Origin of the sequence: Halomonas sp. CH40 (genome assembly GCA_041875495.1) — a bacterium.
Classification (GTDB): domain Bacteria; phylum Pseudomonadota; class Gammaproteobacteria; order Pseudomonadales; family Halomonadaceae; genus Vreelandella.
In genome coordinates this window covers 2,467,042-2,489,989 of the sequence record CP112982.1, presented here as the reverse complement: position 1 = coordinate 2,489,989, position 22,948 = coordinate 2,467,042, and the positions used below count along the sequence as shown (strand labels likewise).

The following is a 22,948-nucleotide window of genomic DNA, read 5'->3' as shown; positions in this document are numbered from 1 at the left end:
TATATTTTCTCCCGATAGGCTCAAGAGTGTTTGTCGAACTTGATAGCGCCCGGCGGATTGAAGCGGGCAATAAAGCGCGCATCAATTCGCTTTTTCCATTCCCACACCCAGTGCCCGGCAAAGCCGATGGGCCCGTAGCTGGCAATGGCGTGGCTGCGGCCCGTGCCAATCAGCGCCAGCACCCGCTTGGGCGGCTGCCAGTCGGCCAAAGCCTGGCCATGGCAGGCCGCGCGCAGGTTGTTAGCTAGCACAGGCCCCTGGCGCACGGCATACACCCCGGCTTTGGGCAGGGGCGGGGTTAGTTCGGCACAGTCGCCAGCGGCAAACAGCCGAGATGCACCGGCAACCGCTAAGGTGCGTTCGGTACGAATAAAGCGCTTTTCATTGAGGGGTAGGCTGGTGTCAGCCAGCCAGGGATGCCCAACCGCGCCGGTGGCCCAGAGCACGATATCGGCTGGCAGGGTCTGGCCCTGATCATCCTCAACGCCCCCTTTCACCAGTGCTGTGCCGCGCCGTTCAGTGTGAATCTGGATACCGGCTCGCTGCAAAGCGCGGCCGGTCAGCTGGCGGGGCAGCCAGCCGGCCTCGCCAAGCAGAGTGGGCGCGGCGCTGAGCAGGTGCCCCTGCCAGTTAATATCCGAGCGGTAGTGGCGTAATTGGGCCAGCACGCTCATCAGGGTTTCGCAGCTGGCCGCGCCGCCGCCAACGCTGACGAGTTGCTGGGTTGAGCCGCCAGGCATGGTCTGGATTCGATCCTGCAGCGCCTGCCAGCGTTGATGCAACGAGCTTAGCGGGCGCATGGCCAGTAGGTAGGGCAGGCCATCGCCATGGGTCGCGGGGAGTTCCAGCGTCGAGCCTACGTTTATCGAGGCAACGTCAAAGGTGAGTCTCTGGCCGTTGGCCAGGCTGACCTGACGTGCCTGGTGATCCAGCGTGACCACCGGGGATTCGATCAAGGTGGCGCCTGCTTGTTGACACAGTGCTGCGACATCAATCTGGGTGTCGCGAAGTGAGCAGTCACCCGCCAGCCAGGCGGGCACGCTGCCGGAGTAGGCGGCCAGGGAGCTATCGCTGACCATCGTGATCGCCACCTCAGGGTCAGGTGTCTCTGCAAAGGCTTCCAGCACAAAGGCATGGGCATGGCCTGCGCCAATCAGTAATAGCTGGGTCAAACCTGCTCTCCTTTCTCTCGCTCTTTCTGGGTATTCTGATGACCCCGCCGCCAGCGGAAGTAGCGTTCTAGTAATGCGAGAACACGTTCAGGTTTGTGGGCGTTTTTCCATACCCCGGCGCTGGCCTTGGCCGCTTCCCCGAGGGTCGGGTAGGGATGAATCGTGCCCAGCAGCTTGTTCATACCCAGGCCGTGCTTCATGGCAATCGTAAACTCGCCCAGCCACTCACCGGCGTGTTCAGCGACAATGGTAGCGCCGAGGATCTTGTCGCGGCCGGGCACGGTCAGCACCTTGATAAAGCCCTGGGTGGCCCCTTCGGCAATCGCGCGGTCGCTTTCGGCCATGGCGTAGCGGGTTACTTCATAAGCGATGCCCTGAGCTTGGGCGTCTTTTTCGTTCAGCCCGACTCGGGCAATTTCCGGCTGGGTGTAGACCACCGCTGGCATAAAGCGGTAGTCCACAGCAAAGCTCTTCAGTTCGCCAAACAGGGCGTTCACGGCAGCATGCCAGGCTTGGTGAGCGGCTGCGTGGGTCAGCTGGTAGGGGCCAGCCACATCGCCGCAGGCCCAGATATTGGGCAGGCGTGTCTGCAAACGCTCATTGAGCTCCAGGGTGCCCACGTCTGTGGTGGTGATGCCTAGCGCTTCCAGCCCCAAGCCTTCCACATTAGCCTGGCGGCCGACGCTGACCATCAGGGCATCAAAGGGCAGGCTGAGACGTTCGCCGTTGTGTTCCACTACCAGTTGATGGCCGTCGTCCTCGTTGAGGATCTCGATGGCGTGACTCGACATCAACACCTTGACGCCTTCCTGGCCAAGCGTGGTGGCCATGTGCTTGCCAACCTCGTCATCCTCACGCCCCAGCAGTTGGGCGGCGCCTTCCACCAGAGTGACCTGGCTGCCCAAACGGGCAAAGCTCTGGCTCAGCTCGCAGCCAATCGCACCGCCGCCTAGCACCACCAGACGACGGGGCTGCTCTTTGAGTGACCACAGCGATTCTGAGGTGACCACTGGCGCGCCTTCAATCCCCGGCAGGGCGGGAATGCGCGGGCGGGCGCCGGTGGCAATCACCACATGACGGGCGGTCATAGTTTTTTCACCTATCTGGATTTCCCAGGGCGAGAGCAGGGTGGCGGTGTCTTCATACACTTCAACGCCCAGCCCTGAATAGCGCTCGACGCTGTCGTGGGGTTCGATATCGCGAATGGCCTGATGCACATGGCCCATCACCTTGGCGAAGTCGATCTCTGGCTCGCCAGCGTTGACCCCAAAGCGTGAGGCAGTGCGGACTTCATGGGCCGCATGGGCGGCACGAATCAGCGCCTTGGAAGGCACGCAGCCGGTATTCAGGCAGTCGCCGCCCATCTTGTGCTTTTCAACCAACGCTACCCGGGCCTTGACAGCGCTGGCGATATAGCTAGTGACCAGGCCAGCGGAGCCGCCGCCGATCACCACGATGTCATAGTCAAAAGAAGCCGGTTTGGGGTACGCCTGATACGCCTTGCGGGTCTGCACCAGCAGCACAATACGTCTGGCTACCCAGGGGAATAGCGCCAGCAGTGCGAAGGAGGCCAGAAGCCCCGGTGAGACAATCCCACCCAGGCTTTCTAGCTCACCCAATTGGCCACCGGCGTTCACATACACCGCTGTGCCCGGCAGCATGGCGAGCTGGCTGACCCAGTAGTAAGTGACGGTCTTGATCCGGGTCAGGCCCATCAGCAGGTTGATCATGAAAAACGGAAACAGCGGCACCAGGCGTAGGGTGAACAGATAAAAGGCGCCGTCGCGGTCAACACCGCGGTTGATGCGTTCCAGCTGGCGCGGGAAGCGCTTTTCCAGCGGTTTGCGAAACAGAAAACGGGAAATGACAAAGGCCAGGGTAGCGCCGATGGTGCTGGCAAAGGAAATGATCAGAAGCCCCCAACCCAGGCCAAACAGGGCGCCGCCCAGCAGGGTCAGCAGGGTGGCGCCGGGTAAAGACAGCGCGGTCATCACCACGTAAATGGTAAAGAAAGCCCCCGCGACCTGCCAGGGAGATTGCTCAAACAGGGCGATAAAGTCCGTACGGTAGGCTTGCAAGGTGGCCAGGTTGAAATACTGGTGGGCACCGCTGAGATAAAAAGCAGCGACTACCGCCACTAATATCAGAATGAGTAACACGCGTTGTCGGTTCACAAAAAACTCCAGAGCGTTTGGGTAAGGTCTTACTCAGTGGGCAAGCGGTGGGTTTCCTTACTTTTTTCAGCGTGTTTTTGCCAGCGTTGCCAGTCTTCGGGGTGGTCGACATCCCAGATGATGGCGGGGTAGACGGCCTCAACCCCCAGGTGGTCAAGGCGTTGGCGGGTAACCGACAAAACATTTGGCGTGCCCCAGGGAATGTCCGTCAGCAGTTCAGGTATCGGGTGGCGGGTGCCAATCAGGCCGTAGCCACCGTCTTCAGCGGGCAGTATGACCACCTCGGCGTGGGCCAGCTGCGCGGCGCATTGCTGGATCATGGCTGGAGTAATGCTCGGGCAGTCGCTGCCCATCACCATGGCCGGGCCAGGGTCAGCTTGCAGGCAGGCCTGGATACGCGCGCCCAGATCGCCTTGCGGCTGTGGTCTTAGCTGAATACCAAACTGCTGCTGTAGTTGAATAAACAGTGGGTGTTCATGTTCAAGTGCCGTCCATAAGGTGATGCGTTCAGCGGGTAGGGCCTGACAGGCGTTGGCCAGGCACTGCTGCAGTAGCTGGCGATGGGCTTCGGCGGCCCCTTCAGCACCCAGCAAGGGTATCAAGCGAGTCTTGGCCTGCCCGGCAATCGGTGCCTTGGCCAGTAGGTGCAGGGTTGGCGTACTTTCAGCGGGCATGATGGTATTCCTTGATCAGTTGGTGAGCGCTCACTCCACGCCAGTAGCGGTAACGCAGCCGCCACATCAGATAAATGGTGGGCCAGGCGCCGCCCTTGTCCCAACGCCTGCCTGAGCTTATCACTTTCGCGTTCAGGCAGGCGGGGCGCTGTTGGCGTTTCAGCCGTTTGCTGAGTTCGATATCTTCCATCAGCGGCTGGTCAGGAAAGCCGCCCACGGCCTTGAATGTTGTGTGGCGGATAAACAGGCATTGGTCGCCGGTGGCAATCCCGCTCAGCCGCGAGCGCAGGTTCATCATCCGGCTGACCAGGGGTAACCAGCGGCTCTGGCCTTCAAGATGAATATCAAAGCGCCCCCAGCAGTGGGTGTTAAGCGCCTGGGTGAGCAGTTCAACAGCCCCTGGGGGAAGCCGGGTATCGGCATGTAAAAATATCAGCGCCGCTGCGCGGGCGTGTTCGGCCCCCAGATTCATCTGTCGGGCTCGGCCGGGGTCGCTGACCAACAGCGCATCTGCCAGCGGGGCGGCCAGTGCGACACTGTTATCATTGCTTCCACCATCGACCACAATGATCTCTGTGCCAGCTTCGCGTAACACTTGCAGCGGCGCCAGGGCGGCCTGAATGCCTGTCGCTTCATTGAGCATGGGGATGATAATGCTGACTGTCGGCGCGTCAGCGCACTGGTTACCCAAGGGCAATGATCGGCCCTCCGGCAGCGGCGGCATCGGCTTCGTCATGGGTGACCAGCAGGGTAGGCAAGCCCGCCTCGCGCAGCTGGCCAAATATCAGGGCGCGCATTTCCTGGCGCAGCGCGGTGTCCAGTTTGGAAAACGGCTCGTCCAGCAGCACGGCACGGGGCTGTGATAGCAGCAGGCGCGTCAGCGCTACTCGGGCCTGTTGGCCACCGGAAAGGGTCGCTGGGTCGCGGTTTTCAAAGCCTGCCAGCCCGACCTGCTCCAGCGCTTGGGCGATCTGCCTGTGTTTGTCTGGGGCATGCCTGGGCAGGCCAAAGCGCAAATTCCCCGCCACGCTTAAATGCGGAAACAGCAACGGGTCCTGAAACAGCAGGCCAATGCCGCGCTGTTCGGCAGGCAGGGCCAGCAGGTTCTGCTTGCCCAAGCGCACCTGGCCCTGGGCGTCAAAGGTGCTATCCAGAAAGCCTGCCACAAAGGCTAGCAGGGTGGACTTGCCCGAGCCGGAAGGCCCCATCACCGTCAGCACCTCGCCGGGTGCAATCCGGGTGTTGACCTGCAGCAAGGCTTGCCCCGCCAGGCGGATGCAGACCTTTTCCAGAGTCAGTGATTCAGTCGCAGCGTTGTTCACAGGAGTCCTTGAGTCGCCAGCATTATGGCGAGTTTGAATACACGACCACCCCGACCTGATCGATGTGAGTCAGCAGATCAGGGTTTTCAATATGGTGTCTGAGGATCAGGTCCAGCCGATAAGGTAAGACCCGATCATCCATAGCCGCTGAAAGCGTGAGGAAGTCTGTAAAAGGCAAGTCGGGGGCGTCCAGGCACAGGTCAATATCCGAGTTCGGCCTGTGGGTACCCATGGCCCGCGAGCCGAACAGTACGGCCTGATGGAGGGCTGGATAGCGGCTCAGTTCGCTTTGTATCTGCTCTGCAAGGTGTGCGGGCAGTCCTGTGATTGCCTCATTCTTTATCACGCAGACGCTCCAGTTTTTCCAACAGCTTTGTCAGCAAAAGGTGGTAGTTATTGAGTATCTGATCAGCAATCAGGCGGGCCGTTTCACGGTTGTAGGTATGCGAGGTCAACGTACGGCTTTTGATCATCGCCATCCATTGCTCACCGTCTTCAACCATGCCGCGCTCAAACGCCAGGCGAAGTGTGTCACGACTGCCTTGAATGCCCGTTTCGCCCTGATGCTGATAGAAATCCTTGAGCGTATTCCACGCCAGCTCGTAAGTGTATTCAAACGCCTGGATCAGCCCTTGCTCCTCAAGCTTGGAAAGACCGCGTTCATTACTCAGTGACACGGCCTCATCGAGCTCGTTGAAGGCAGCCCGAAAATTCTGTAAGCGCTGATGCCAGCGGATATTGCGAGGTTGAGACATCTTGTCCTTCCTGATTTGAAGCGCTGTGTAAGACTAGCGAGAAACACCCCGCTGGGGTACTCCTATCCAGCGGGGCAGCGCCAGGGCGATGATAAAGCCGATCAGCGGCAGGCCTGCCTGTACCAGCGCCCAGACGCCGATCAGCCGCCGGTTGCCGCCAGAGGCCAGGGCGACGGCTTCGGTGGTCACCGTTGTGACCCTTCCTGCGCCAAGAAGTTGAGTCGGCAGATACTGGCCGATGCTTACCGCCAGGCCGACTGCCACTGCCGTCAGCAGCGGCGCCAGCAGCAGCGGCAGGCGAACCTTCCAGAATGCCCGGTTGCGGGAGACACCTAGCGACTGAGCGATATGTAACCAACGTGGGTCCAGGCGACGGTAAGACTCGCCCAGTGAGAGATATACATAGGGCAGTACAAAGAGCGCATGGCCAGCGATCACCAAGGTCAGCTGCGGGCGCACGCCGATCTGTTCCGCGGCCACCACCAGGCCGAACAGAAAGGCGATCTGCGGTACCAACAGGGGTAAATATAACAACCATAGTGCCCGGCGGGGATGAAGGTGCTGGCGCTGTTCGTTTTCCAGCGCGGCAACCACCAGCAGGGTCGTCAGGCCGGTGGCGACCAGTGCAACCACCCCAGTGGTGACCAGAGGTGCTGCCAGCATGGAGGCGCTGCGCTGCCAGTGATCGAGCACCAGGGATTGCGGTAAAAACTCCGGGAAGCGCCAGAAACCGGCCACTGAAAACAGCGCCAGACCCACCAGGGCCGCAAGGGCGGTCAGGCTGGTCAAGGCCAAGCCACCACGGCCTGCCACTGTTAGCGTTGCCGCGCCGCGGCGGCGGCTGCCGTTGGTTAGCCAGTGGCGGCTAAACCGCCGGATCAGCTGTTCCAGCAGCCACCAACTGATAAGGGCGGCCAGGGTGACGCCAAGCTGGAGTACTGCGGCCGCTGATGCCATGAAGCGCCGATTGATATCCGGGTCGTTGAACCAGCCCAGAATCGAGACACTCAGGGTCGAGGGCAGCCGTGGGCCGAGTATCAGCGCCATATCCACTACCGAGGTGGCATAGGCAATCACGGCATATACTGGCAGGCGAATCAGCGGGTAGAGGGAGGGCAGTAACACTTTCAGCCAGGCAATGGTCGGGGCATAACCCAGTGAACGCGCCAGTTGCAGGCGCTTGTCAGCCTGCAGCTGAGGCAGTGCCGCCAGGCTCATCAACAGTAGAAAGGGCGCTTCCTTGAGCACCAGGCCAAAGGTTAATGCCAGTCCCCATGGGTCGTTGACAATCAGCGCATCCGGCGGGCTTTGCCAGCCGGATGGCCAGGGAGAAATCAACCGGGCCATCAGCCCGGAAGGGGCGATCAGAAAGGCAAAACCAAAGGCCACGGCAGCATGGGGAATCGCCAGCAGAGGTGAGACCAGGCGACGTAGGCTGCGATCCAACCAGGTGCCTTGGCTGGCGGCCAGAAACAGCACCACGATCAAAAGGGCCAGCGCCGTGCTAGCCAGGCCGCTGGAAAAGCTGACAGCCACCGAACGCCATAGCCCTGGCTGGCTGAACAGGGCCTGCCAGGGCGCCAGGCTCAACTGCTCGCCACCTAGCACTGGCAGATAGCCAAAGGCAGGCAGCATGACCATCCCTAGCCCTGCGGTGACCGGGATCACCAGCAGGGCAATCATTACGACCGGCACATAGCGCAACATCAATCAGTTAACACCCCTATCAGTTGGCAACATAGCGCTCAAGCCAGGCGTCCTGAAGCGCGGTCATCCAGCTGGGGTGTGGCTCGGCCAGGGTGTTGGAAAGTGCATCCACTGGCAGCGCTGAGGGGTGCTGTTCGCCCTGCTCGAACAGCATCTGGTCGCTGTCGTCCAGCTGGCTGATGGCCAGCACGCTGCGGTCGCCCCACATGTCCAGCGACTGCTTTTGTGCCTGGGCCTCGGGCGACAGCAGGAAATTGGCCAGCGTCATGGCACCTGCCTTGTGGGGTGAGTTATAGGGAATGGCCACAAAGTGAACGTTGCCCAGGGTGCCATCTTCCAACACATAGCTGCGCACGCTGGGGGGCAGTTCATATTCCATGACGGCCACGGCCGCATCGGTGGGGTAGAAGGAAAACGCCAGGCTGAGTTCGCCATCGCTCATCAGGGTGCGCAGGTTGGGGCCGGAATCGGGAAAGCTGCGGCCGCTGCGCCACAGGTGGGGATGAAGCTCATCCAGGTAGGCCCATAGCGGGGCGGTGACTTCTGCAAAGTCGCTATCTTCCACCGGTTGGTAAAGCGCCGCGTCCTGATCGCTGAGTTCGATCAGCGCCTGTTTCAGGAAGGTGCTGCCGGTAAAGTCGGGAATCCGCGGGTAGCTGAATTGGCCGGGGTTTTGCTTGGCCCATGCCAGCAGGGCGTCAATGCTCTGGGGCGGTGCCTCCACCTGGGCGCTGTCATAATAAAAGGTAATTTGCGCCTTGCCCCAGGGGGATTCGTAGCCGTCAGTGGGCAAGGTGAAGTCGGTAACTACTTCCGGGTTGTTGTCCGGGTCGGTCAGGGCAAAGTGGGGCAGCGCATCGGCGAAGGGCCCGAACAGCAGATCCTGCTCGCGCATGGCGGCGAAGTTTTCACCGTTGATCCAGATCAGATCGATACTGCCCTCGTCGTCATTGCCAGCCTGTTTTTCCCCCAGTACCCGTGCCACCGCGCTGCTGGTGTCGTCCAGTTTGACGTGCTCTACCTCGACCCCGAAGTCTGCCTGCACCTGCTCGGCGACCCAGGCAATATAGCGGTTGGTGCGCGCATCGCCGCCCCAGGCGTTCCAGTAGACGGTCTGGCCATTGGCCTCTTCCAGCACCTTCTGCCAGTTATCCGGGGCAGGTGCGGCCACAGCAGGGAGTGCGCCGGGCAGTGCAGTGGCCAGCATGGCGGTGGCGATAACCGCCGAGAGTAGAGACTTACGTTTCATTATGAACCTCGTAAAATCAGGGGCTAGAGCGTTGTTTGCAGGTGCAGCAGTTCGTTGTGAACGTGTTCGATGGCCGCTGGCGATAGATAGTGTTCGACCCGGTCGCGCACATGGGCAATCACGCTGGCATCGGTCAGCTCTGCCGACCAGTCCTGGCCGCGGTGCTCGGCATCTTTACTGTGTAAATGCTGGGCGCGCCATTTGGCACACCAGGTCAGCGACCATAGCCAGGTGGCCCGGCGGCAGGCGATCAGGGTTTGTGCGCTGGGTGATTGGCCCATGCGCGCCTTCCAGCGGCGATAAAAGTCAATCACCTGATCGTGGGTGAGCACAGCCTGGCTGTTCACATCCCAGGTGGTTGAGGTGTAAAGCGAGGTGTGAGCCAGATCAATCCCCGGCAGGCCATAACGGCCCTTTTCCAGATCAACCAGCACGGCCCGGCCATCCTGAGTGATCAGGAAATTACCGGGGTGGGTATCAAAACTGATCAGGCAGCGCTTTGAATCCGGCAGAGTAACCGGCAGGGCATCGAGTTCGTCACGTACTCGCGCGATGGTGTCCGGGTTCAGGTCGGCCTTGTCCAGCCATTCGGCCTGGCGGCTGACTTCCTCGCGCATCGCCTGCCAGGGGGCGTCGGGGGCCAGCAGTGGCGCTGTCTGCGCGGGCAAAGTCAGTTTGTGAAGACTGGCCAGCGCTTCCGCGATGCGAGGGAGATCTTCCGGCAGTTGCGCCAACCGGCCTTCGATGGCGTCAACCACTAAGCCGCCACGGGGCAGCGTCTCGCTAACCGGTAGAATGCCGTGCAGGCGGGGAACATGGCCACCGGCGCTGGCGCGCTCATAGCATGCGGCTTCATAGGCCAGGTTATCGGCGGGGCCCAGATCCATCTGGCTCTGTTTGGGTAGCCGAGCAACCCAGTCATCGCCGGTGCGGTGAATCCAGATATGGTCGTGGGCCAGGCCGGTGTCCGCCATAGCCGACAAATACTGGTAGTCAATGCCTGCCAGTTTCAGCTGTGCGGCCAGGGCCTGCTGCTGTGCCTCAAAAGATGTTGGCATGGAGCGCTCTTGTTTATGGCTGAAAGTGTAATCTTACAAGTGTCTTTAACGCTCAGTGAGCGTTCTTGTACCAACCTTACACGTTTTGCAAAAGAAAATTGACCTCAAGCGCCTCTAAGACGTTAGGTGAATGGTCTGCCAGTACTAGGGAATCTACTATCTCGCGTAGAATATTTACTAATTCCGCCATTTTCATCGAGGCCCTGCATGAATTACTACGCTGCTCCCGTGCGCGATATGCGCTTTGTGCTTGAAGAACTGCTCTCTCACCGCTCGCTGGCCCTGCCGGGGTTTGAAGAAGCTTCCCCGGATCTGATTGACGCTGTTCTTGAAGAAGCCGCCAAGCTGGCCAACGACGTCTGGGCGCCGCTCAACGATGTGGGTGACAAGCAGGGCACCCAGCGCCATGAAGATGGCAGTATTACAACCGCGCCGGGCTTTGCCGAGGCCTATCAGGCTTATGTTGAGGGGGGCTGGAACGGGATAGGCGTTTCTGAAGCCCTGGGCGGCCAGAATCTGCCCGAGGTGGTGGCCAGTGCCGTTCAGGAAATGCTCCACGGCGCCAATATGGCGCTGGGCCTGTGCCCCATGCTGACCGCTGGCGCCATTGAAGCTATCGCCCACCACGGCAGCGATGAGCAGAAAGCGCTCTACCTGCCCAAGCTGGTGGAAGGCACCTGGACGGGGACTATGAACCTGACCGAACCCCAGGCCGGCTCGGATCTTTCCAAGGTGCGCACCAAGGCAGTACCTGAGGGGGGCCACTACCGCATCAGCGGACAGAAAATCTATATCACCTGGGGCGAACACGACGCTGCCGAGAATATTATTCATCTGGTGCTGGCCCGCAAGCCGGATGCCCCGGAAGGCAACAAGGGCATCTCGTTATTTCTGGTGCCGAAGCTTTTAGTTAATGCCGATGGCTCACTGGGTGAGCGTAACGATGTGACCTGTGCCTCCATCGAGCACAAGCTGGGCATTCACGGCTCACCTACCTGCACCCTGAGCTTTGGTGAAAAAGACGGTGCGATTGGTTATCTGGTGGGTGAAGAAGGGCGTGGCCTGAATCATATGTTCACCATGATGAACGAAGCGCGCCACAAGGTGGGTGTACAGGGCATCGGAGTGGCTGAGCGCGCCTGCCAGCATGCGGTTGCTTACGCCCTTGACCGCACCCAGGGGCGTAGCCCGCGCTCCGGCAAGTCGGACTGTTCAATCAGTGATCATCTTGACGTGCGCCGCATGCTGCTGTCCATGCGCGCCCGCACCGATGCCCTGCGCGCCCTGGCGCTGACCTGCGCCGCCGAGCTGGATAGTGCCCGCCACGGCGCCTCTGATGTCGAACGCGAGAGGGCCCAGGCGCGAGTAGATGTACTGATTCCCGTGATCAAGAGTTTCTCGACCGATCAGGCCGTGGATATTGCCTCCATGGGGATTCAGGTGCATGGCGGCATGGGCTATGTGGAAGAAACCGGGGCCGCCCAGCTGTTGCGGGATGCGCGCATAGCGCCTATTTATGAAGGCACCAACGGCATTCAGGCGCTGGATCTCGCCGGGCGTAAACTGCAGCGTGATAACGGCGCGGCGCTGGCTGCGTTGATGGATGATGTGGATACCACGGCCGAGCAGCTCAAGGCGCAGCCGTCGCTTTCCGGTCTGGGAGACGCCCTGGCGGCTGGCAACAGTGATTTACGCGCAGCCATGAAACTGGTGCTGGAGCAGGGTCAAGCTGAGGGCGTTGATGCCGTGCAGGCGTATGCAACGCCGTTTCTGAATCTGGCGGGCCACCTGCTGTGCGCCTGGCAGATGGGCGAAGCAGCACTCAAGGCCCAGGCCGCGATGGATCAGGGCAGCGATGATCCTTTCTATCCCCAGAAGCTGGCCTGCGCCGAGTATGTGATCAGCCAGTGGCTACCGGTCGGACGCGCCCAGCGCACCGTGATTGAGTCCGGTATGCAATGCCTGCATGCTTTTGACGCCCAGGTATAGGTAGTCACCATCAACGCCATCCAATCATCAGAAGAGAGTATCAGCATGTCAATTTTTGAACAGGATCTGCCCAAGGTTCAGGCTAACCATGTCGCGCTATCGCCGCTGACCTTTATCGAGCGCTCTGCCAGCGTGTACCCGGATTACCCCGCCGTTGTGCATGGCGAGATCCGCCGCAACTGGGCTGAGACCTGGGCGCGCTGCCGCCAGCTGGCCTCCGCCCTGGCCGGGCGTGGCCTCAAGCCGGGGGATACGGTAGCGGCCATGCTGCCCAACGTACCGGCCATGTTTGAAGCGCACTTTGGCGTGCCGCTGGCGGGCTGCGTGCTGAACACCCTGAACATTCGCCTGGATGCCGAAGCCATTGGTTATATGCTGGCTCACGGAGAAGCCAAGGCGGTGCTGGTGGACCCGGAGTTTGCCGATGTGGTCAAGGCCGCAGTGGAAACCCTGGACACCAAGCCGCTGCTGATTGACGTGGCCGATGAAGAATTTCTCGGCGCTGTGCCGGGTATTGGCGAGGTGGAGTACGAAGCGCTGCTGGCAGAAGGCGATGCGGATTACCCCTATCAGCTGCCCGAGGATGAATGGCAGGCAATTTCTCTGAACTATACCTCCGGCACCACCGGCAAGCCCAAGGGTGTGGTCTATCACCATCGCGGGGCTTATCTGAACGCGGTAAGCAATATTCTGGAATGGGCCATGCCCCATCATCCGGTCTATCTATGGACGCTGCCCATGTTCCACTGCAACGGCTGGTGCTTCCCGTGGACGATTGCTGCCAACGCGGGGGTCAGCGTCTGTCTGCGCAAGGTCGACCCTAAGCGCATCATGCAGTTGATTCAGCAGGAGAAAGTGACTCACTTCAGCGGTGCACCGATTATTCTCAATGGCCTGATCAACCTGCCCAAAGAGGATCAGTGCCAGTTTGAGCATACTGTCAAGGTCACCACTGCAGGGGCCGCGCCGCCCGCTTCAGTGATCTCCGGGGTAGAGGCTTTGGGTATTGAAGTCACCCATGTGTATGGCCTGACTGAAGTGTACGGGCCGGTCACCGTCTGCGCTTGGCACGATGCCTGGAACGAGCTGCCGCTGGAAGAGCGCGCGCGCTTGAAAGCCCGCCAGGGGGTGCGCTACCACATGCTAGAAGCGCTGTGCGTGGCCGACCCCAATACCCTGGAGCCGGTGCCCAAGGATGGGAAGACCATGGGCGAGATCATGATGCGCGGCAACAACGTCATGAAAGGCTACCTCAAGAACAAGGCGGCCACCGAGCAGGCGTTGGAAGGTGGCTGGTACCATACCGGCGATCTTGCCGTCTGGCACGCCGATGGTTACATCGAAATCAAGGATCGCTCCAAGGACATCATCATTTCCGGCGGTGAGAACATTTCCACCATTGAAGTGGAAGATGCCATCTATTCTCACCCGGCGGTGGAAGAAGCGGCGGTGGTGGCCAAGCCGGATGAGAAATGGGGTGAAACGCCCTGTGCCTTCGTCAAACTGAAGATTGGCTATGGCGAAGTGACCGAAGAGGACATCATTGCCCATTGCCGTGAACGGCTGGCGAGTTACAAACTGCCCAAGACGATCATTTTCAGCGAATTGCCGAAGACATCCACCGGCAAGATCCAGAAATTTGTATTGCGTGAAGAAGCCCGCAATCAGTAATTGAACCAGATCTTACCCGAACGCATAAAGGAGCAGGTTATGAGTGAACAGATGATTGGTGTCGTGGGTGCTGGCACCATGGGCCAGGGGATTGCCCAGGTGGTGGCTGCCAGCGGTTTTACGACCCGCCTTTACGATGTGGCCGATGAACAGCTCACCCGTGCCCAGGCCAATATTGAGAAAGGGCTTGGCAAGCTGGTCAGCAAGGAAAAAATGGCGGCCGCCGACAAGGATGCTGCCATGGGGCGGCTTTCCACCACCACAGCACTGGAAGCCCTGGCGGATTGCGCAATAATCATTGAAGCCGCGCCGGAACAGCCTGCGCTCAAGGAAAAGCTGTTTCGTGACCTGAGTAACCTCAGCAGTCAGGCGATTCTGGCCTCCAACACCTCATCGCTGTCACTGACCCGGCTGGCAGCGGTGTGCGAGCGCCCTGAGCGGGTCGTCGGCATGCACTTCTTCAATCCGGTGCCGGTGCTCAAGCTGGTGGAAGTGATTCGCGCCGAGCAGACCAGCGATGCCACCGTTGAACAGATCGAGAATCTGGCCAAGGCGTTAGGTAAAACCGCCGTTCCAGTCGGGGATTCTCCAGGCTTTGCCGTTAACCGCCTGCTGGTGCCGATGATCAACGAAGCCGCGTTTCTGGTGCAGGAGGGTGCCGCCACGCCGGAAGCCGTGGATGAAGCCATGAAGTTGGGCGCCGCCCACCCCATGGGGCCGCTGGCGCTGGCAGACCTGATCGGCCTGGATGTGTGTCTGGCGATCATGGAAGTGCTGCAGGATGGCTTTGGCGACCCCAAATACCGCCCCTGCCCACTGCTCAAGCGCATGGTGGATGCGGGCTACCTAGGCCGCAAGTCGGGCCGAGGTTTCCACATCTATAGTTAATGACTGCTCAGCGGAAAGAAGGGATTGCCAGCCAACCAAGCGTTCGCTAGGGTTTTGCTGGCAGTTTTATTTTTCTGGGCCATAATTCCTCTGGTTCAACACACATTCACAACAACAAATGTACTTAAAAACATAAGGAGCTCCCATGAGTGATACCGTCATCGAGAAGGTTGATAACGCCGGTGTGGTTCGCCTGACGATTAATCGCCCCAAGGCGCTGAACGCCCTGAATAGCGATGTATTGAGCGCGCTGGAAAAAGAGCTGGTCGAGCTGGAACAGCACCCCAACCTGCGTGCAGTGCTGATCACCGGCGCGGGGGAAAAGTCGTTTGTTGCTGGGGCTGATATCGCCGAAATGCGTGACAAGACGCCCGAGCAGGCACGTGCTTTCGCTGGTCAGGCGTTGCGTACCATCAAGCGCCTGGAAACCCTGCCGGTACCGGTGGTGGCGCTGGTCAACGGCTTCTGCCTGGGCGGCGGTTGCGAGCTGGCGCTGGCCTGTGACTGGGCAGTTGCCAGCGATAACGCCGTCTTCGGTCAGCCGGAAGTGCTGCTGGGGGTCATCCCCGGTTTCGGCGGCACCCAGCGCCTGCCGCGCCGCGTCGGGCCTGCCATGGCGCTGGATCTGGTGACCACTGGTCGCAAGATCGATGCCCATGAAGCCCTGCGTATCGGCCTCGTTAACCGCGTGATGCCTCAGGCGGAGCTGGAAGACTACGTGGCAGAGTTGACCAAGCAGCTGATGGGCAACGGCCCGCAGTCGGTGCGCGGTGCCAAGCAGGCGGTACACGACGGCATGGATCAGGATCTCGACAGCGCCCTGGCGCTGGAAACCAGCCTGTTTGCTTTCTGCTTCGCAGGAGAAGAACAGACCGAAGGCATGAGCGCCTTTGTAGAAAAGCGGAAGCCTAATTTCTGATTGGCCAGCCGTGACGTTTCCTGATCCCAAAAGGGTAGCCGAGTGGCTACCCTTTTTTCGCATGAGCCTTGAACCCGGTGTTGCGGTAAATCCGTTACACTGGCGCAAATTTCAGATGGATGTCTCCCATGGCGTTGAGCGCGACCCCGTATAAAGTTGATGTGAACCTGACCGACCTTGATCGTAACGTCTACGAGACATTGCGTTTTACTGTGGCCCGTCATCCGTCTGAAACAGAAGACCGGATGTGCAGCCGCTTGATCGCTTACCTGTTGTGGTACAGCGAATCACTGGCCTTTGGCCGCGGGCTTTCGGATGTGGATGAGCCTGCCCTGTGGGATAAAAGCCTGGATGGTCGCGTGCTGCACTGGATAGAAGTCGGCCTGCCGGACGCCGAGCGCCTGACCTGGTGCTCACGCCGGGCAGAGCGGGTGTCGCTGTTGGCGTATGGGCGGGTGGATATTTGGGAGAGTAAGGTGTTACCGGCGGTGTCGTCGCTCAAGAATGTGCATGTGGCCAGCTTGCCCCAGGAAAGCCTGAGCGCCATAGCGTCGGGCCTGTCGCGCACTATTGACTGGGCGGTGATGATCAGTGAAGGGTCTTTATTTATTACCGACGCCAATGGCCAGCATGAGATAACGCCGCAGTGGCTGCTGTGTGATCGTTAACCTGAGGCATCGTTAACGAATCAGCAAGACCCAAAACGGCCCGCCAATGTGCGGGCCGTTTGCGTTGCGCGGTTTGTCTTTCAGTATCAGTCGAGCTTGTCCTGGGTTTTGTGTGCGAAGTCGCTGGCATCGTGGCGTTCGTGCAGCTGCTCGCTGGGGTCACCCCAGGTGCGGTTGACCATGCGGCCACGTTGAACGGCAGGGCGAGCGTCGATCTCGTCGGCCCAGCGCTGCACATGGGTATAGGTGTGGGCTTGAAGAAACTCGGCGGCGTCATAGACGCGGTTCTTGACCAGAGCACCGTACCAGGGGTAAATCGCCATATCGGCAATGGTGTAGTCATCGCCGACCATAAAGCGGTTTTCTGCCAGGTGGCGGTCGAGGACGTCCAGCTGGCGCTTGACCTCCATGGTGAAGCGATCAATCGGGTATTCCAGCGGCTCCGGCGCATAGGCATAGAAGTGCCCGAAACCGCCGCCCAGCATGGGCGCGCTGCCCATCTGCCAGAATAGCCAGGAAAGGCATTCGGTACGCTTGGCCGGGTCTTCAGGCAGGAAGGCGTCAAATTTTTCGGCCAGATAAAGCAGGATGGCGCCGGATTCGAATACCCGCTGGGGTGGTTGAGTGCTGTGATCTATCAGCGCCGGGATTTTCGAGTTGGGGTTAACCTCGACAAAACCACTGCTGAACTGCTCGCCTTCAGTGATGCGAATCAGGTGGGCATCATACTCGGCGCTGCTGATGCCTTTTTCGAGCAGCTCCTCAAGCAAGATGGTGACCTTGACACCATTGGGGGTCGCCAGGGAATAAAGCTGCAAGGGGTGGCGACCCACTGGTAATGCTTTTTCATGCGTCGCACCGGCCACGGGGCGGTTGATATTGGCAAACTCGCCGCCATTACCCGGCTCCCACTGCCACACCCGTGGGGGCGTATAGGTTGCGTTGCTCATCAGTTTCTCCTTGCCGTCAGTGTGTCTCAGACCTGTTTGCAGGCGATAAACAACATCACCGCAGGGCAATGCCGCGCGGTGATGTTGTTCAAGGGTCAGTCAGGTTGTCAAAAATACCAATGCCCAACGTACGAACGCAGGCTTATACCAGCGTCAGGGTGACGTCGATATTGCCCTGGGTAGCATTGGAGTAAGGGCAGACAATATGTGCTTTATCCACCAGGCTTTGCGCCTGTGCCTTATCCATGCCCGGCAGGCTGATCTTAAGTTCGACTTCAATCCCGAAGCCTGTCGGGATCGGGCCAATGCCGACATGGCCGTCAATCTTGACATCTTCCGGCAGCTGGATCTTTTCCTGGCTGGCGACGTGCTTCATGGCGCCCAGAAAGCAGGCGGAATAGCCCGCGGCAAACAGCTGCTCAGGGTTGGTGCCATTACCGCCTGGGCCACCCAGTTCGGTGGGCGTGCTGAGTTTGACATCCAGCGCGCCGTCGGAAGAGGCAGCATGGCCTTCACGGCCACCGGTGGCGGTGGCATGGGCACGATAGGCGATTTTTTCAATTGTCATGAGGGGACTCCTTATTATTGATGGTCATTTGCGACCAGATGCAGCGTAGCAGATTGTTAACCGGTGTCCATGTTTGGTATAGAAAGCGGTATAGCAAGCGAGGATGAATAACACCTTCCTGCGTGGTCATCCGCGTTATGCCATCATGTTAATGTGGTGTCGCCAAGCGAATAATCAACTCCCAAGAGAAGGTTTATCATGATGACATTACTGAGCCATATCGAGGCTCAGCTTCACGCCGTTAACGAGAGCACCCTGGCGCTGATTCTGCTCGGGGTGCTGCTGTCTTTAAGCATAGTGGTTGATACGGTGTCACGGCGCACCGCCTTGCCGCGTATTTCCTTGTTAGTGTTGGTAGGGGTTGGTTACGCGGTCGTTCAGCAGCTGGTGATTGGCTCGGCCAAAGCTCCTCTGGAAGGCCTGCGTGAGCCGCTGATCAACCTGGCGCTGGTGATGGTGGCGTTCTTGCTGGGGGGCGAGCTGACATTATCCCGCCTGAAATCAACCGGGCGAATTATTGTGCTGCTCTCGGCCGCCGTGGTGCTGGGCTCGCTGGCCGTTGTGTTTGCCGGGCTATGGGCCCTGGGTTTTCCGCTGGCGGTTGCCGCCTCGCTGGCAGCCATTTCGGTTGCGACCGACCCGGCTGCGGTCAGTGAAGCCATTGATGAAAGCGGCCAGACCAACCTTAATTCACGGGTGATGTTGGGGATCGTGGCCATTGATGACGCCTGGGGGGTGATTATCTTCGGGCTGACCATGGCGGCAATGAGCTGGGTGAGCCTGGCGGATAGTGGCACAGGTTCGTTAATGCATTCGCTTTGGGAGTTGGGCGGTGGCGTGCTGCTGGGGATTACACTGGGCTTGCCCGCGGCCTGGTTGACCGGTCGACTGAAACCCGGGCGGCCCACTCAGGCGGAAGCGCTGGCGCTGATGTTATTGATTGCTGGCCTGTCTGCGTATCTCAACGTTTCTGCCTTGCTGGCGGCCATGGTGGCCGGCTTTGTGGTGGTGAACGTTTCAGTGCACCATACCCGCTCCTTTGCCGAGATTGAGCAGATTGAATGGCCGTTTCTGGTGTTCTTTTTTGTGCTGGCCGGGGCCAGCCTGGATCTGGCCAATCTGCATGCGGCGCTTGTGCCGATAGCGGCGTATGTTGTCTTGCGCATATTGGGAAGATTTGTGGGTGGTTATCTGGGTGTTCGCTTGTTGAGCCGTAATGTGACGGGGCTTGAACCACGTATTGGCCTGGGGCTTTTACCCCAGGCAGGCGTTGCCATGGGGATGGCACTGCTGGCCGCCGAGCGTTTTCCCGAACATGGTGCATTGATCGTGACGACAGTGGTCACTTCCACCATTCTTTTTGAGCTGTTTGGCCCCTTCTGGGTAAAACGCCTTGTAGTAAAATCGGAGACGCCATAATGCAAGTGAATGCGCTTTACTGTTACCCGGTCAAATCCATGCAAGGCATTCGCCTTGATCAGGCACGGCTGTATCGCCACGGGTTTGAATGGGATCGTCGCTGGATGCTGGTTGACCGCCAGCAATGCTTTGTCACCCAGCGCCAATTGCCCGCCCTGGCGACGTTGAAGGTCGTGATCACCGACAGCGCTCTGGTCCTGTCACATCCCCAGGCGGGTAGCATTGAGGTGCCGCTGGAGGCACCGTCGTCTGCGGCGGAGAGCGTGCGCGTCTGGCAGGATGATTGCCAGGCTCAGCCAGAAAGCGAATATGTAACTGAATGGCTTGAATCGGCCCTCGGGTCAGCGGCACAAGGGCTGCGCTTGATGCGCTTTGCTGATGGGTTCACCCGCGCTGTGGCTGAAGACGCCTTTGGTCATCAGCAGGCGCACACCTTTTTTGCCGACGGTTACCCCTATCTGGCCACCACAACGGCTTCTTTACAGGCGCTTAACCAGGCGCTTAGTGAAAAAGGCCTTGATACGGTGCCCATGAGCCGTTTTCGGCCTAATATCGTGATCGAGCATGATGAAGCCTGGGGTGAAGATCGTTGGGGCGGCATTCAGACGCTGCCAGTAGAGGATGGTGAAAAAGCTGAGCTTGTTTTCTGCGAGCCTTGCCAGCGCTGCAAGGTGACCACCATTGACCAGCAGACCGCGCAGGTACCCGTTCCAGCCGAACCGTTGAAAACCCTGTTGGCGTTGAATACCCAGCCCGCACTCAAGGGCGCCCACTTTGGCCAGAACGCGTTACTGGCTAGCCGCGAGGGGGCGTTTATTCGTGTGGGGGACCCGATCGCGGTATTACCCGACGCCTGATACCCAGACGCTCAAGGCTTAACATGCCGGTGGCAATTGCGGTGCCTGACGGGCGCATAAGCTGGCGAGAATACCAGAACAGGACTCAAGCCTTCGCGTGCTTTTGCGATAATAGCGTTGACGCACACTAGGCTTGGCTCTATGGTCTGCCACCTGCATAATGTTTCAGTTTTTTACATTTCCCAGGAGCTGCTGTGGATCTCGCGACGTTAATTGGGCTACTCGGGGCGGCTGTGCTCGTCAGCATGGCCGTTATTCTTGGCACTTCTCCTGAAGTCTTCATGAATCCGACAGGGCTTTTGTTAGTGGTAGGCGGCACGATCTTTGTCGTCATGGCCAAGTTTACCCTGACCCAGTTCAAATTTGCCCTCAAGGCGGCTGCACGTGCGTTCAAGTTCAAGTTGCCCAGCACCCAGGAAAGTATTGATGAGTTGGTTGAGCTGTCCAAGCTGTCACGCAAGCAGGGTCTGCTGGTACTTGAAAGCCAGGATGTCAGCTCGCCGTTTCTGGCCCAGGGGTTACAGATGCTGGCGGATGGTTTCAGTGCCGAAATGATCCAGGACATGCTTGGCAAGGAGCGGCTTTTGACCCTGGAGCGCAATGAAGCAGGTGGACAGGTGTTTTCCGCCTTTGCAGAAGTAGCACCGTCGATGGGGATGATCGGCACCTTGGTAGGCCTGGTGCAGATGCTGTCCAATATGGACGATCCGGCGATGATCGGCCCGGCTATGGCTGTGGCGCTACTGACAACGCTTTATGGCGCCATGATCGCCAGCATGTTCGCCAGCCCAATTGCTGACAAACTCTGGCTGCGGATGAACCAGGAAGCCAAGATGCAGCAGTTGTGGATAGATGCGGTGTTGGCGATTAAAGGCGATAAGAACCCACGAGTACTGGAGCAGATGCTGACGATTTATCTGCCACCCGAGCATCGCCAGCGCGATGAAGGTGGTGGCGGCACCAAAAACGAAGCAGACGACTCAGCGTGATTCATGAGTAAAAAAAAGACATCTAATATCCCTCAGTGGATGATCACTTACGCTGACCTGATGAGTTTGCTGCTGTGTTTTTTCGTGCTGCTGCTGTCGTTTGCTGAAATTGATGCCAACAAGTTTCGGCGTATTGCCGGTGAGCTTTCCAAGGCGTTCGGCGTACAGCGGGATATTGAAGCCATGCAGATTCCGAAAGGCACTAGTGCTGCACTGGATAAATTTTCACCTGCCGTGCCCGACCGTACCCTCCTTGATGAGATTCGCCAGCGCACTATGGAAGAGCAATCTCAGCTGGAGTCCATGCGCCAGATACTCGAACAGCAACGTCGTCAGCAAACCCGTGAACTGGCTGAAAAAATCCGCGCCCTGCTTGATGAAACCGGCAATAGCGACGTTACCCAGGTAGAAGTGGATGGTTTTCGCGTGGTGATCCGGATTGAGGAGCGCGGCAGCTTTATGTCAGGCTCCTCCAATGTGACGGAGTCCTTTGCCATTCTGCTAACTGATATGGCCGATATCTTCGCTGACCTGCCAGGTACGGTGGCGATTGAAGGGCATACGGATAACGTGCCTATCCGCACCGCACGGTTTGAAAGTAACTGGGATCTATCGGCGATGCGGGCAGCGTCAGTGGCCAATGTGCTATTGGTCAATGACGAACTAGCATCTGAACGCATTCTGGTGCAGGGGTTTGCCGATACCGAGCCGCGCGCTTCCAATGATACGCCAGAAGGGCGTGCGCAGAATCGCCGGGTGGAAATCAATATCGATCTGAGTGAAGCAATTGAAGAGCGTGGGCAGCGTGAACTGGATGCCTTGCGCCAGATGGATGAGCAGGAAACGGATAGCGCCAATCGTCAGGAAGAAACATCTGAAATGTTGGATGATGCCGCAATACAAGACGGTGAAGAGGTGATTGAGCCACTTAATCCGCTGCCTCTCAACCGTTGAGCGCTCTTGTGGCTCATCTGCAAGAAGGCATTGGAATTTCCGTTATGTTGTGTGGTGAGGATTCTAGGCCGCCACCCAGACGCAGGCATTCCAATGTAGAGACAAGGTTGGACTGGATGATGGGTTCAACCGAGAGCTCTCGAAAAGCTTTCTCGCGGTAATTGGGCTTGTCTAATAGGAGTCGCGCAGCCGACTGCAAGTCTTTAATAATCGTGCTGCCATAAGCTTGGTAAGCTTTGTTTTCAGCTTCCAAGGGAATAAGGCCCCACACCTGTATCATCGCTGCTATATCCAGCACATCTCGGCTGAGCACTGCAATATCTCCCCAGCGATCTGAATTGGCGAGCATTTTTTCTGCATACGCATCGTCGCGGGAAATGAGCGGCACACCATGAAGGTGCTTCGATGGAGGATCTAATCCAATCCTGTCCTCGCGCACGATCTCGAACTTCACAGGTGTATTGTCAAATTCCAAAACAGCACGTATGCCGTAACGGTCGGCACGTACCTCTCTTAATTGCGCAACGGGCTCGTTGAACAGCCGAGATAGCCCAGTTATGGAATATTGATCGACTAAGCCCCTAAGCATGCGATAGCCTTCTTGACTTGCACACAGAAAGTCAATGTCGGTGCTTAATCGAAATTCGTTGATTTGCAGCGCAATCGCGGTGCCTCCGCCGAAAACACACTCAGTTTTTTCAAGCACATCAGAATTCATACGTCTCAAAATAGCGGCGATCCGTTGATGGTGGGCTTGTTTATCCTCAGACATTGAGTACCCCATGGCCATATGTCGCGGTGAGGCGTTTAATTAAGGCTTTTTCTTTAGAGGACATGGCACCCACATCTACGTAACGCCAGTTGCGTTCGTAGAGGTTAAATGCTTCCCGCTCTTCCATGGGTAACTCGGGTGACTTATGCCAACAAATGAACCTGAGCTCCGGAAACTCATTCGGAACGATTGT

Annotated in this window: 23 protein-coding genes; 9 read left to right on the top strand and 14 right to left on the bottom strand. The window is 58.7% G+C overall.

Annotation, left to right across the window (positions count from 1 at the left end):
- Positions 1 to 20: 20 nt before the first annotated feature.
- The 10 genes from OR573_11540 to OR573_11495 are packed head-to-tail and all read right to left on the bottom strand — an operon-like array spanning position 21 to position 10,111.
- On the bottom strand, positions 21 to 1,172 hold the full coding sequence (locus tag OR573_11540; protein ID XGA79131.1) for an FAD-dependent oxidoreductase: 1,152 nt from the start codon (positions 1,170 to 1,172) through the stop codon (positions 21 to 23).
- Positions 1,169 to 3,346 carry an FAD-dependent oxidoreductase gene (locus OR573_11535; GenBank protein ID XGA79130.1) on the bottom strand — a complete coding sequence of 726 codons (2,178 nt, stop codon included), beginning with the start codon at positions 3,344 to 3,346 and terminating at the stop codon, positions 1,169 to 1,171. Before OR573_11535 ends, OR573_11540 begins: the two co-directional genes overlap by 4 nt.
- 29 nt (positions 3,347 to 3,375) lie before the next feature.
- Positions 3,376 to 4,020 carry a TIGR04282 family arsenosugar biosynthesis glycosyltransferase gene (locus OR573_11530; GenBank protein ID XGA79129.1) on the bottom strand — a complete coding sequence of 215 codons (645 nt, stop codon included), beginning with the start codon at positions 4,018 to 4,020 and terminating at the stop codon, positions 3,376 to 3,378.
- Positions 4,010 to 4,756 carry a TIGR04283 family arsenosugar biosynthesis glycosyltransferase gene (locus OR573_11525; protein ID XGA79128.1) on the bottom strand — a complete coding sequence of 249 codons (747 nt, stop codon included), beginning with the start codon at positions 4,754 to 4,756 and terminating at the stop codon, positions 4,010 to 4,012. The genes OR573_11530 and OR573_11525 overlap by 11 nt, the downstream gene beginning before the upstream one ends.
- Positions 4,704 to 5,342, bottom strand: a complete 639-nt coding sequence (locus OR573_11520; GenBank protein ID XGA79127.1) for an ATP-binding cassette domain-containing protein — start codon at positions 5,340 to 5,342, stop codon at positions 4,704 to 4,706. The genes OR573_11525 and OR573_11520 overlap by 53 nt, the downstream gene beginning before the upstream one ends.
- Before the next feature lie 22 nt (positions 5,343 to 5,364).
- On the bottom strand, positions 5,365 to 5,688 hold the full coding sequence (locus tag OR573_11515) for a nucleotidyltransferase domain-containing protein (GenBank protein XGA79126.1): 324 nt from the start codon (positions 5,686 to 5,688) through the stop codon (positions 5,365 to 5,367).
- Positions 5,675 to 6,097, bottom strand: coding sequence for a nucleotidyltransferase substrate binding protein (locus OR573_11510; GenBank protein ID XGA79125.1), 423 nt, complete (start codon positions 6,095 to 6,097; stop codon positions 5,675 to 5,677). The genes OR573_11515 and OR573_11510 overlap by 14 nt, the downstream gene beginning before the upstream one ends.
- A 33-nt stretch (positions 6,098 to 6,130) precedes the next feature.
- Positions 6,131 to 7,804, bottom strand: a complete 1,674-nt coding sequence (locus OR573_11505) for an ABC transporter permease subunit (GenBank protein ID XGA79124.1) — start codon at positions 7,802 to 7,804, stop codon at positions 6,131 to 6,133.
- A gap of 19 nt (positions 7,805 to 7,823) precedes the next feature.
- Positions 7,824 to 9,053 (bottom strand): ABC transporter substrate-binding protein, encoded by a 1,230-nt coding sequence (locus OR573_11500; protein ID XGA79123.1) that lies wholly within the window; start codon positions 9,051 to 9,053, stop codon positions 7,824 to 7,826.
- Positions 9,054 to 9,076: 23 nt separating this feature from the next.
- The gene (locus OR573_11495; GenBank protein ID XGA79122.1) at positions 9,077 to 10,111 is read right to left on the bottom strand and encodes an aminoglycoside phosphotransferase family protein; all 1,035 of its coding nucleotides are present in this window, start codon (positions 10,109 to 10,111) and stop codon (positions 9,077 to 9,079) included.
- 207 nt (positions 10,112 to 10,318) lie between these two features.
- Between OR573_11495 and OR573_11490 the strand changes: the two genes are divergently transcribed.
- The 5 genes from OR573_11490 (at position 10,319) to OR573_11470 (ending at position 16,246) form a co-directional block, all read left to right on the top strand.
- On the top strand, positions 10,319 to 12,100 hold the full coding sequence (locus OR573_11490) for an acyl-CoA dehydrogenase (GenBank protein XGA79121.1): 1,782 nt from the start codon (positions 10,319 to 10,321) through the stop codon (positions 12,098 to 12,100).
- 45 nt (positions 12,101 to 12,145) lie between these two features.
- Positions 12,146 to 13,771: an acyl-CoA synthetase gene (locus tag OR573_11485; GenBank protein XGA79120.1), complete on the top strand. Its 1,626-nt coding sequence runs from the start codon at positions 12,146 to 12,148 to the stop codon at positions 13,769 to 13,771.
- Positions 13,772 to 13,810: 39 nt separating this feature from the next.
- Positions 13,811 to 14,659 (top strand): 3-hydroxybutyryl-CoA dehydrogenase, encoded by an 849-nt coding sequence (locus tag OR573_11480; protein XGA79119.1) that lies wholly within the window; start codon positions 13,811 to 13,813, stop codon positions 14,657 to 14,659.
- Positions 14,660 to 14,804: 145 nt separating this feature from the next.
- On the top strand, positions 14,805 to 15,578 hold the full coding sequence (locus OR573_11475) for an enoyl-CoA hydratase-related protein (GenBank protein XGA79118.1): 774 nt from the start codon (positions 14,805 to 14,807) through the stop codon (positions 15,576 to 15,578).
- Between the two features lie 128 nt (positions 15,579 to 15,706).
- Positions 15,707 to 16,246 carry a YaeQ family protein gene (locus OR573_11470; protein XGA79117.1) on the top strand — a complete coding sequence of 180 codons (540 nt, stop codon included), beginning with the start codon at positions 15,707 to 15,709 and terminating at the stop codon, positions 16,244 to 16,246.
- Positions 16,247 to 16,332: 86 nt separating this feature from the next.
- On the opposite strand, the gene yghU is transcribed toward OR573_11470, so the two are convergent.
- Together yghU and OR573_11460 are read right to left on the bottom strand one after the other, a co-directional pair.
- On the bottom strand, positions 16,333 to 17,196 hold the full coding sequence (gene yghU / locus OR573_11465; protein XGA79116.1) for a glutathione-dependent disulfide-bond oxidoreductase: 864 nt from the start codon (positions 17,194 to 17,196) through the stop codon (positions 16,333 to 16,335).
- Positions 17,197 to 17,338: 142 nt separating this feature from the next.
- Complete coding sequence (locus tag OR573_11460) at positions 17,339 to 17,764, bottom strand: organic hydroperoxide resistance protein (protein XGA79115.1); 426 nt, start codon at positions 17,762 to 17,764, stop codon at positions 17,339 to 17,341.
- 198 nt (positions 17,765 to 17,962) lie between these two features.
- On the opposite strand from OR573_11460, the gene OR573_11455 reads away from it, so the two are divergent.
- From OR573_11455 to OR573_11440, 4 genes are all read left to right on the top strand, one after another.
- Positions 17,963 to 19,183 (top strand): cation:proton antiporter, encoded by a 1,221-nt coding sequence (locus tag OR573_11455; GenBank protein ID XGA79114.1) that lies wholly within the window; start codon positions 17,963 to 17,965, stop codon positions 19,181 to 19,183.
- The gene (locus tag OR573_11450) at positions 19,183 to 20,040 is read left to right on the top strand and encodes an MOSC N-terminal beta barrel domain-containing protein (GenBank protein XGA79113.1); all 858 of its coding nucleotides are present in this window, start codon (positions 19,183 to 19,185) and stop codon (positions 20,038 to 20,040) included. The genes OR573_11455 and OR573_11450 overlap by 1 nt, the downstream gene beginning before the upstream one ends.
- A 194-nt stretch (positions 20,041 to 20,234) precedes the next feature.
- Positions 20,235 to 21,029, top strand: coding sequence for a MotA/TolQ/ExbB proton channel family protein (locus OR573_11445; protein XGA79112.1), 795 nt, complete (start codon positions 20,235 to 20,237; stop codon positions 21,027 to 21,029).
- A 3-nt stretch (positions 21,030 to 21,032) separates the two neighbouring features.
- Positions 21,033 to 21,983: a MotB family protein gene (locus OR573_11440; GenBank protein ID XGA79111.1), complete on the top strand. Its 951-nt coding sequence runs from the start codon at positions 21,033 to 21,035 to the stop codon at positions 21,981 to 21,983.
- Positions 21,984 to 21,996: 13 nt separating this feature from the next.
- Here the strand turns inward: OR573_11440 and OR573_11435 are convergent, their stop codons facing one another.
- Together OR573_11435 and OR573_11430 are read right to left on the bottom strand one after the other, a co-directional pair.
- Positions 21,997 to 22,755 (bottom strand): nucleotidyl transferase AbiEii/AbiGii toxin family protein, encoded by a 759-nt coding sequence (locus OR573_11435; protein XGA79110.1) that lies wholly within the window; start codon positions 22,753 to 22,755, stop codon positions 21,997 to 21,999.
- Positions 22,748 to 22,882 (bottom strand): hypothetical protein, encoded by a 135-nt coding sequence (locus tag OR573_11430; GenBank protein ID XGA79109.1) that lies wholly within the window; start codon positions 22,880 to 22,882, stop codon positions 22,748 to 22,750. The genes OR573_11435 and OR573_11430 overlap by 8 nt, the downstream gene beginning before the upstream one ends.
- Positions 22,883 to 22,948 lie beyond the last annotated feature (66 nt).

What these genes read in the sequence shown, in the direction of transcription:
- OR573_11530 (XGA79129.1), bottom strand. Translation starts at nt 4,020, where the DNA reads ATGCCCGCTGAAAGTACGCCAACCCTGCACCTACTGGCCAAGGCACCG.
- OR573_11525 (XGA79128.1), bottom strand. Translation starts at nt 4,756, where the DNA reads ATGACGAAGCCGATGCCGCCGCTGCCGGAGGGCCGATCATTGCCCTTG.
- OR573_11510 (XGA79125.1), bottom strand. Translation starts at nt 6,097, where the DNA reads ATGTCTCAACCTCGCAATATCCGCTGGCATCAGCGCTTACAGAATTTT.
- OR573_11505 (XGA79124.1), bottom strand. Translation starts at nt 7,804, where the DNA reads ATGTTGCGCTATGTGCCGGTCGTAATGATTGCCCTGCTGGTGATCCCG.
- OR573_11500 (XGA79123.1), bottom strand. Translation starts at nt 9,053, where the DNA reads ATGAAACGTAAGTCTCTACTCTCGGCGGTTATCGCCACCGCCATGCTG.
- OR573_11495 (XGA79122.1), bottom strand. Translation starts at nt 10,111, where the DNA reads ATGCCAACATCTTTTGAGGCACAGCAGCAGGCCCTGGCCGCACAGCTG.
- OR573_11490 (XGA79121.1), top strand. Translation starts at nt 10,319, where the DNA reads ATGAATTACTACGCTGCTCCCGTGCGCGATATGCGCTTTGTGCTTGAA.
- OR573_11485 (XGA79120.1), top strand. Translation starts at nt 12,146, where the DNA reads ATGTCAATTTTTGAACAGGATCTGCCCAAGGTTCAGGCTAACCATGTC.
- OR573_11480 (XGA79119.1), top strand. Translation starts at nt 13,811, where the DNA reads ATGAGTGAACAGATGATTGGTGTCGTGGGTGCTGGCACCATGGGCCAG.
- OR573_11475 (XGA79118.1), top strand. Translation starts at nt 14,805, where the DNA reads ATGAGTGATACCGTCATCGAGAAGGTTGATAACGCCGGTGTGGTTCGC.
- OR573_11470 (XGA79117.1), top strand. Translation starts at nt 15,707, where the DNA reads ATGGCGTTGAGCGCGACCCCGTATAAAGTTGATGTGAACCTGACCGAC.
- yghU (XGA79116.1), bottom strand. Translation starts at nt 17,196, where the DNA reads ATGAGCAACGCAACCTATACGCCCCCACGGGTGTGGCAGTGGGAGCCG.
- OR573_11460 (XGA79115.1), bottom strand. Translation starts at nt 17,764, where the DNA reads ATGACAATTGAAAAAATCGCCTATCGTGCCCATGCCACCGCCACCGGT.
- OR573_11455 (XGA79114.1), top strand. Translation starts at nt 17,963, where the DNA reads ATGATGACATTACTGAGCCATATCGAGGCTCAGCTTCACGCCGTTAAC.
- OR573_11450 (XGA79113.1), top strand. Translation starts at nt 19,183, where the DNA reads ATGCAAGTGAATGCGCTTTACTGTTACCCGGTCAAATCCATGCAAGGC.
- OR573_11440 (XGA79111.1), top strand. Translation starts at nt 21,033, where the DNA reads ATGAGTAAAAAAAAGACATCTAATATCCCTCAGTGGATGATCACTTAC.
- OR573_11435 (XGA79110.1), bottom strand. Translation starts at nt 22,755, where the DNA reads ATGTCTGAGGATAAACAAGCCCACCATCAACGGATCGCCGCTATTTTG.
- OR573_11430 (XGA79109.1), bottom strand. Translation starts at nt 22,882, where the DNA reads ATGGAAGAGCGGGAAGCATTTAACCTCTACGAACGCAACTGGCGTTAC.